We start from the raw sequence: 6,000 nt of genomic DNA, 5'->3' as shown, positions 1-6,000 counted from the left end.
CAGCAGCTGGAAGCGTGGAAAACTTCAGGGTTTGCAAGAAAGTTTAAAAGTGGAACGGAGCGTTTTTGTTCCCCAGACTATGCTCAGAAAATGCCGGTGTTGCAAAGAAGGAAACCTGGTGGCCATTGCCATTTTCGGGCAACGTGGTCCGCCACAGGATTTTCTTTTCCTCACCCAAACTTTCTCTGCGAAATAACCTTTGCGGGTAAGGGAACCTTTGTCCTGCAGCGAAGAAAACCCGCAGAACCTGCCTGTCGGCAGACAGAACCCCCTTCCAAAGGCTATCAAACGCCACAAAAAAAAGCAGTAATTCTAAAAAACTGCTTTGCGTATCTAAATTCTAAAAACGATAACTCCATAGAAGAACCAATATTGAAGAAAAGCCACCGGAGCTTCCGTTCAACGGGCTTTCATTGTTGGCTTTTCAAGCCCAACGAAAGCTTAGTTATTTTAGGACTTATTTTTGAGAAAATAAACGGTTATAAGGATGGTTCTTTCTATACACCTGGTTCAATCACCATGTATATGAGCCGGGAGGTTTTAAGAAAGGCAGTGCTTCAGAAATTTAATGAAGTTAATAATTGGAGCTGTGAGGATTTCACACAACTGTACAACAATATCAGCGACATAAAATCAGCGAACGATATTGTAAACTCAGTCAAGATTTGTGATCCCGCCGTTGGTTCGGGCCACTTTTTAGTTTCTGTCCTCAATGAAATGATTGCCATAAAAAATGATCTTGGAATCCTCGCAGATAAAGACGGCAGAAGATTTAAAGATTACAATGTCGAAGTGGAAAGTGACGAAATTGTTATTACCGATACCTCAACGAGCGAATTGTTTCGCTACAATCCAAAAAACAAGGAAAGTCAGCGGGTTCAGGAAACCTTATTCCACGAAAAACAGACGATAATTGAAAATTGTCTTTTCGGTGTTGATCTTAACCCAAATTCCGTAAAAATTTGTCGTCTCCGCCTCTGGATTGAATTACTAAAGAATGCTTACTATAAATCCGAAACCGAACTGGAAACTTTACCAAACATTGATATAAACATCAAAAACGGTAACTCATTGATCAGCCGTTTTCCTTTGGACAGTGATTTAAAATCCACGTTCAGTAAATCCAAAGTAACGGTTGAAGATTATAAAAATGCAGTACGGGATTACAAGGAAGCCGAAAACAAAGAGAAGAAAAGAAATTTGGAAGAGTTTCTGGCGTCTTTAAAAAACGATTTCCGCACAGAAATCAGCCGTCACAGCAAAGAAATGAAAACCTTGAATCTGCTTCGTGGTGAGTTCTTTACAAAATATGGCAGCGAGCAATTATTCGGAACCGATCTGACAAAAGCACAGCAGAAAGATAAAAAGGATCTGGAAAACCGGATTCAGAAAATTGAAGATATCATCGAAGAAGTTAAAGGCAATAAGATTTACGAAAATGCTTTTGAATGGCGTTTCGAATTTCCGGAGGTGCTGGATGACGAAGGAAATTTTATCGGGTTCGATGTTATCATTGGGAATCCACCATACATCCAGTTACAGAAAATGGGTGCTGATAGTGATGCTTTACAAAAAGTAGGCTATGAAACTTTTATAAAGACCGGAGATATATACAGTCTGTTTTATGAGCAGGGCTACAATATTATGCGCGAAAATGGTTTGCTGATGTTCATTACTTCTAATAAATGGATGCGTGCAAATTATGGAGAAAGTCTGCGACGCTTCTTTGTGGAGCAAACGAATCCCTTGACTTTAATAGATTTTTCAGGAAATCAGATTTTTGACACCGCAACGGTGGATACTAATATTTTAATGTTTGCAAAGCACAAAAATGAATTCACAACACAGGCTTGCGTAGTCAAAGAAAAGTTATTAAATAATTTAAGTGATTTTGTTAACCAAAATTCAGAACAATCTCAGTTTATTACAAGTGAAAGTTGGGTAATTCTTAGTCCTATCGAACAAAGCATTAAGCGCAAAATTGAGGCCGTAGGTAAGCCATTGAAAGAATGGGATATTAGAATAAACTATGGTATCAAAACTGGCTTTAATGAAGCTTTTATTATTACAGGAGAAAAAAGAAGAGAATTAATTGAGCAAGATCCGAAAAGTGAAGAAATTATACGACCGATTTTACGTGGCAGAGATATAAAAAAATATAGCTATGAATTCGGAGATTTGTGGTTGCTATATATTCCTTGGCACTTTCCTTTGGAGGACAATCCAAACATCATTGGAGCGTCAAAAGATGCCGAAGTGAAATTTCAGAACGAGTATCCCGCTATTTATAAACATTTACTTTCACACAAAGAAAATCTGCTGAAGCGTAATAAAGCAGAAACGGGAGTGAGATACGAGTGGTATGCTTTGCAAAGGTGGGGAGCCAATTATAGGGACGATTTAACTAGTCAAAAAATAATTTGGGGAGAGATTTCTGACAAAACGAAGTTTTGTCTTGATTTACATGGAAATTTTATGAATGAAGCTACAACCTTTTTAATGACAGGTACTTCTTTGCCATTCTTACTTGGATTTCTAAATTCAAAATTATCAGAATATCTATTTTCAAAAATTGGCACTACAACTGGCGTCGGTACAGTAAGATGGAAGAAGTTTACTATTGAACAATTACCAGTTCCTGTTCTTGAAGAAGAACAAAAAAATATTTTAGAGAAACTTGTCTTGCAAATAGTTCTTAGTAATGGCGGTGTTGAAATTGAACGAGATATTAATAACAAAATTTATGAATTTTTACATTTCTCACAAGATGAAGTTATTTTTATTGAATCTCAATAAAGCCAATTTTATTTCTTTCTTCGTCAGTTAATTTATATATATCAAATATTATTAAGTCAATTTCTTTAGCAAATTGTTTTGTATCAGCTCCCGAGAAGGTCAATTGTTGCATTTGTATAACTAGAGATTTAAAAAGAGATTCCGTTTCTTGGTTAACTTGTAATACAGGAATTTTATCTAAAAAAATCTTTCTCAATTCTCTGGTTCCTCCTTGTAATTCAGGAAAATTATCTATAAAACAGAATTTGAATAATGACGAATTTAAAAAAGCTGTTAGAAAGTATAAATTTTCACCCGTGATCATAAATGATTTATCATTTTGCATAAAGTTCCTGTCATCTAAATAAAAAGGCAAAAATTTTGTCATATTAGGATACATAATTTTCTGTTTATAAAAATCGTCCATATAACTTATAGAATCCTGTGTTTCAAACCACTCATTATTAGTCTTTTTTCTTGCTCCGTGATCACCAGTTTGCTTTAAGCGGTCATATCCGAAACCTTGCAAATGCTGCTTTACTGCAGGATACTGTTCAATATCGATTTTCAAACTAGGAAAAGTTGTAATGATATAAAGTTCAGCAAATTCATACGAATAGCGTTTAATATCACGACCTCTTAAAATCGGTCGTATAAAACAGACAGTTTTTATCAATTCACCTGCCTGTTTATTTTTTTGTCGAAACGGATTCAATGGTTTATTTTAAACAATAATTAAATAAACAAACAATGATTTACGGTTACATCAGAGTCAGCACAGACAAACAGACAGTAGAAAACCAACGCTACGAAATCAACCAATTCTGCGAAAGAAACGTAGTGGTAGTGGATAAATGGCTGGAAGAAACCATCTCCGGCTCCAAAAAACTGGAAGAAAGAAAACTCGGAAAACTACTCAAAAAAATGAAAAAAGATGACATTCTCATTTGCTCAGAACTTTCACGCCTTGGCAGAAACCTTCTGATGATCATGGGGATTCTTAATGAATGTATGAACAAAGACATTCACGTTTGGACCATAAAAGACAATTACAGACTCGGTAGCGATATCAATTCTAAGGTTTTGGCTTTTGCCTTCGGCTTATCCGCTGAAATTGAAAGAAACTTAATCTCCCAGAGAACCAAGGAAGCATTAGCCCGCAAGAAAGCGGAAGGCGTAATCCTCGGTCGACCAAAAGGTAGAAAATCTGCAAAAACAAAACTCACCGGCCAGGAAAAGAAAATCAAAGAACTTTTGGATAAAAAAGTGTCCTACTCTGCAATAGGCAGAATACTGAATGTCCACCGACTGACAGTCTCGGCTTTTGTGAGGGAGAAAATGAATTAAGTCATATATTTGGTTCCATAGAAAAACATAAGATGACATATTTGGAATTACTGAAAAAGTTTGGCCAGCACTCTGCAGACCTAATGAGTGCAGTGAAAGATCTGCCGGAAATGCAGGGCGAAGGCAATAAGAGGCATCTTTTAACTTCAATACATCAATTGAATTTAGATATAAATTCAAAATTTGTTGAGTTGAATAGTATTAAGGACGATTTACGAAAAATAATTGTTTTTTTGAGACGAATTCCTTATAAAAACTTCTATACCGAAAATGATATTTCAGAATTAGACTATATTAAATACCATTTAGAAGTATTTCTTCATAAAGTGTCTACAGGATCCGATCTGCTTAAACTGTTGGTAAATGTTTTGTTTGATTTACAAATTGAAAATCGGAAGTGTAATATCCCCAATTTGCGAAATAAAATTCCCACAAAATATGATAAGCCTTTTTTGCAACTAATTGAAGCATATGATAATACCTTCAAGGGTATCAAATATTTTCGCAATAAAAATAGTCATGAGGCGAAATTTTACGACGAAGAACATTATAACTTTGACTTGTATGATAACCTTTATCGTCAATCTAAAAAGTTTGAACTTGAAACTGATTCGTTGAGATTTTTTATGCCTGAATGTGTTTTAGAATTTAGGACCAAGGAGTTTCGGAAAGACAAGATAAAATGGATTCAGGATGCACTCGAGTCATATGAGGCCTATACTAATAAAATTATTGAGAATGCGATTCTAGTATATTTCCATAAGTATAAAGAATGGCTTGAACAACCTTAATAGTGAAATTCACTAAGGGATAGACATACCATGAGCTATAATAATAAATCGAACATCTTGTCAGTTCCCATAATATATATTTCCTTTGTTATAAATGGAAAGTGCAAAAAGTGGTACCGTAAATAAGCTGCAGTTAATAATCACAGCCTTCGAGAACCTCGACGCCAATATGCTTGAACTGATGTTGGAAGAGGATAGGGTATATGATGGCTATCCAAAGGAAATATTAGTACAAAGGTTTCGGGAGTATTTTGATGAGGTAAATAAGCATCCTTATGGTGCAGCGCCCTTTAACGCGTACATGGGCAAAGTTTACGATACCCCGGTGAAGCAGACAGCCTATAATTTCGTTAATGAACTAGGGTTGTGGGCCTTTGGTTTTTCTTTTGACGGAGATCAGCATCACGTTACCGACATACGCCAGCAGTGGTGTATTGACAGTCCATCACAAATGCCGTTGACTTACTTAGAACCAAATATATTTTACCTGGACGATAAATTTGATTATACAGAAACGGATGAGCTTAGCCAATTAAAATCGGTATTGTCCGACGCCGTTTCTGAAATAGAAACTGAACTGATGGAAAATGGCTTCTTAAAACTGGACTTTTGTCGCCAGTGGTTTTATGAATATCTGGACTTCTACGACTTAGATGCCTATTTTGATAGCACCCTCTATTCCTTTCAGAAAAAATACATCGAATATGCACTTTCTATAGATGAAATTATTCATTACTACGAATCCGAAATAGTTGCAGAGAAGTATTGGCGCAAATTCATTTCAGCACCGGTGCTCTCTTCAGAATTTCTGAGTGAATGGTTGGTCAGTCTGTTCCACGATTTTGATTTCGGTTTAAAGGATTTTGAAATGACCTTTGATTATAAGCATTCCGTATTCACTTCCGGACCTTTGCGTTACGATTTTAATGAAATTTGTTATACCCACAATATCTGTTCTATTTTACAACAGAACAGCATCATCCTCCCGAATCCTAACCGCCTCTCAGAAGATAATGCTGAATACGCCGATGATGTCGCCGATGATGAGGTTTTTAAATCATGATTTAGTAGCTGAGCTACAAAGCGT

5 protein-coding genes are annotated in these 6,000 nt (G+C 35.9%); 4 read left to right on the top strand and 1 reads right to left on the bottom strand.

Annotated elements, in window-relative coordinates:
• Window positions 1–2,796, top strand: a 2,796-nt coding sequence (locus L0951_RS10220; RefSeq protein ID WP_234111136.1) for an Eco57I restriction-modification methylase domain-containing protein, incomplete at its 5' end; no start/stop codon positions are given.
• On the opposite strand, the gene L0951_RS10215 is transcribed toward L0951_RS10220, so the two are convergent.
• Window positions 2,780–3,490 (bottom strand): TaqI-like C-terminal specificity domain-containing protein, encoded by a 711-nt coding sequence (locus tag L0951_RS10215; RefSeq protein WP_234111135.1) that lies wholly within the window; start codon window positions 3,488–3,490, stop codon window positions 2,780–2,782. The genes L0951_RS10220 and L0951_RS10215 overlap by 17 nt on opposite strands.
• A 35-nt stretch (window positions 3,491–3,525) precedes the next feature.
• Between L0951_RS10215 and L0951_RS10210 the strand changes: the two genes are divergently transcribed.
• From L0951_RS10210 to L0951_RS10200, 3 genes are all read left to right on the top strand, one after another.
• Window positions 3,526–4,122, top strand: a complete 597-nt coding sequence (locus L0951_RS10210; protein WP_234111132.1) for a master DNA invertase Mpi family serine-type recombinase — start codon at window positions 3,526–3,528, stop codon at window positions 4,120–4,122.
• A 32-nt stretch (window positions 4,123–4,154) separates the two neighbouring features.
• Window positions 4,155–4,913 (top strand): Cthe_2314 family HEPN domain-containing protein, encoded by a 759-nt coding sequence (locus L0951_RS10205; RefSeq protein WP_234111131.1) that lies wholly within the window; start codon window positions 4,155–4,157, stop codon window positions 4,911–4,913.
• Window positions 4,914–5,007: 94 nt separating this feature from the next.
• Complete coding sequence (locus tag L0951_RS10200; RefSeq protein ID WP_234111129.1) at window positions 5,008–5,976, top strand: hypothetical protein; 969 nt, start codon at window positions 5,008–5,010, stop codon at window positions 5,974–5,976.
• Window positions 5,977–6,000: the final 24 nt, after the last annotated feature.

The sequence above is a fragment of the Chryseobacterium sp. R2A-55 genome (genome assembly GCF_021401085.1).
Taxonomy (GTDB): domain Bacteria; phylum Bacteroidota; class Bacteroidia; order Flavobacteriales; family Weeksellaceae; genus Kaistella.
The sequence above is the reverse complement of the archived record's forward strand: the minus strand, read 5'-3'. Positions and strand labels throughout refer to the sequence as shown.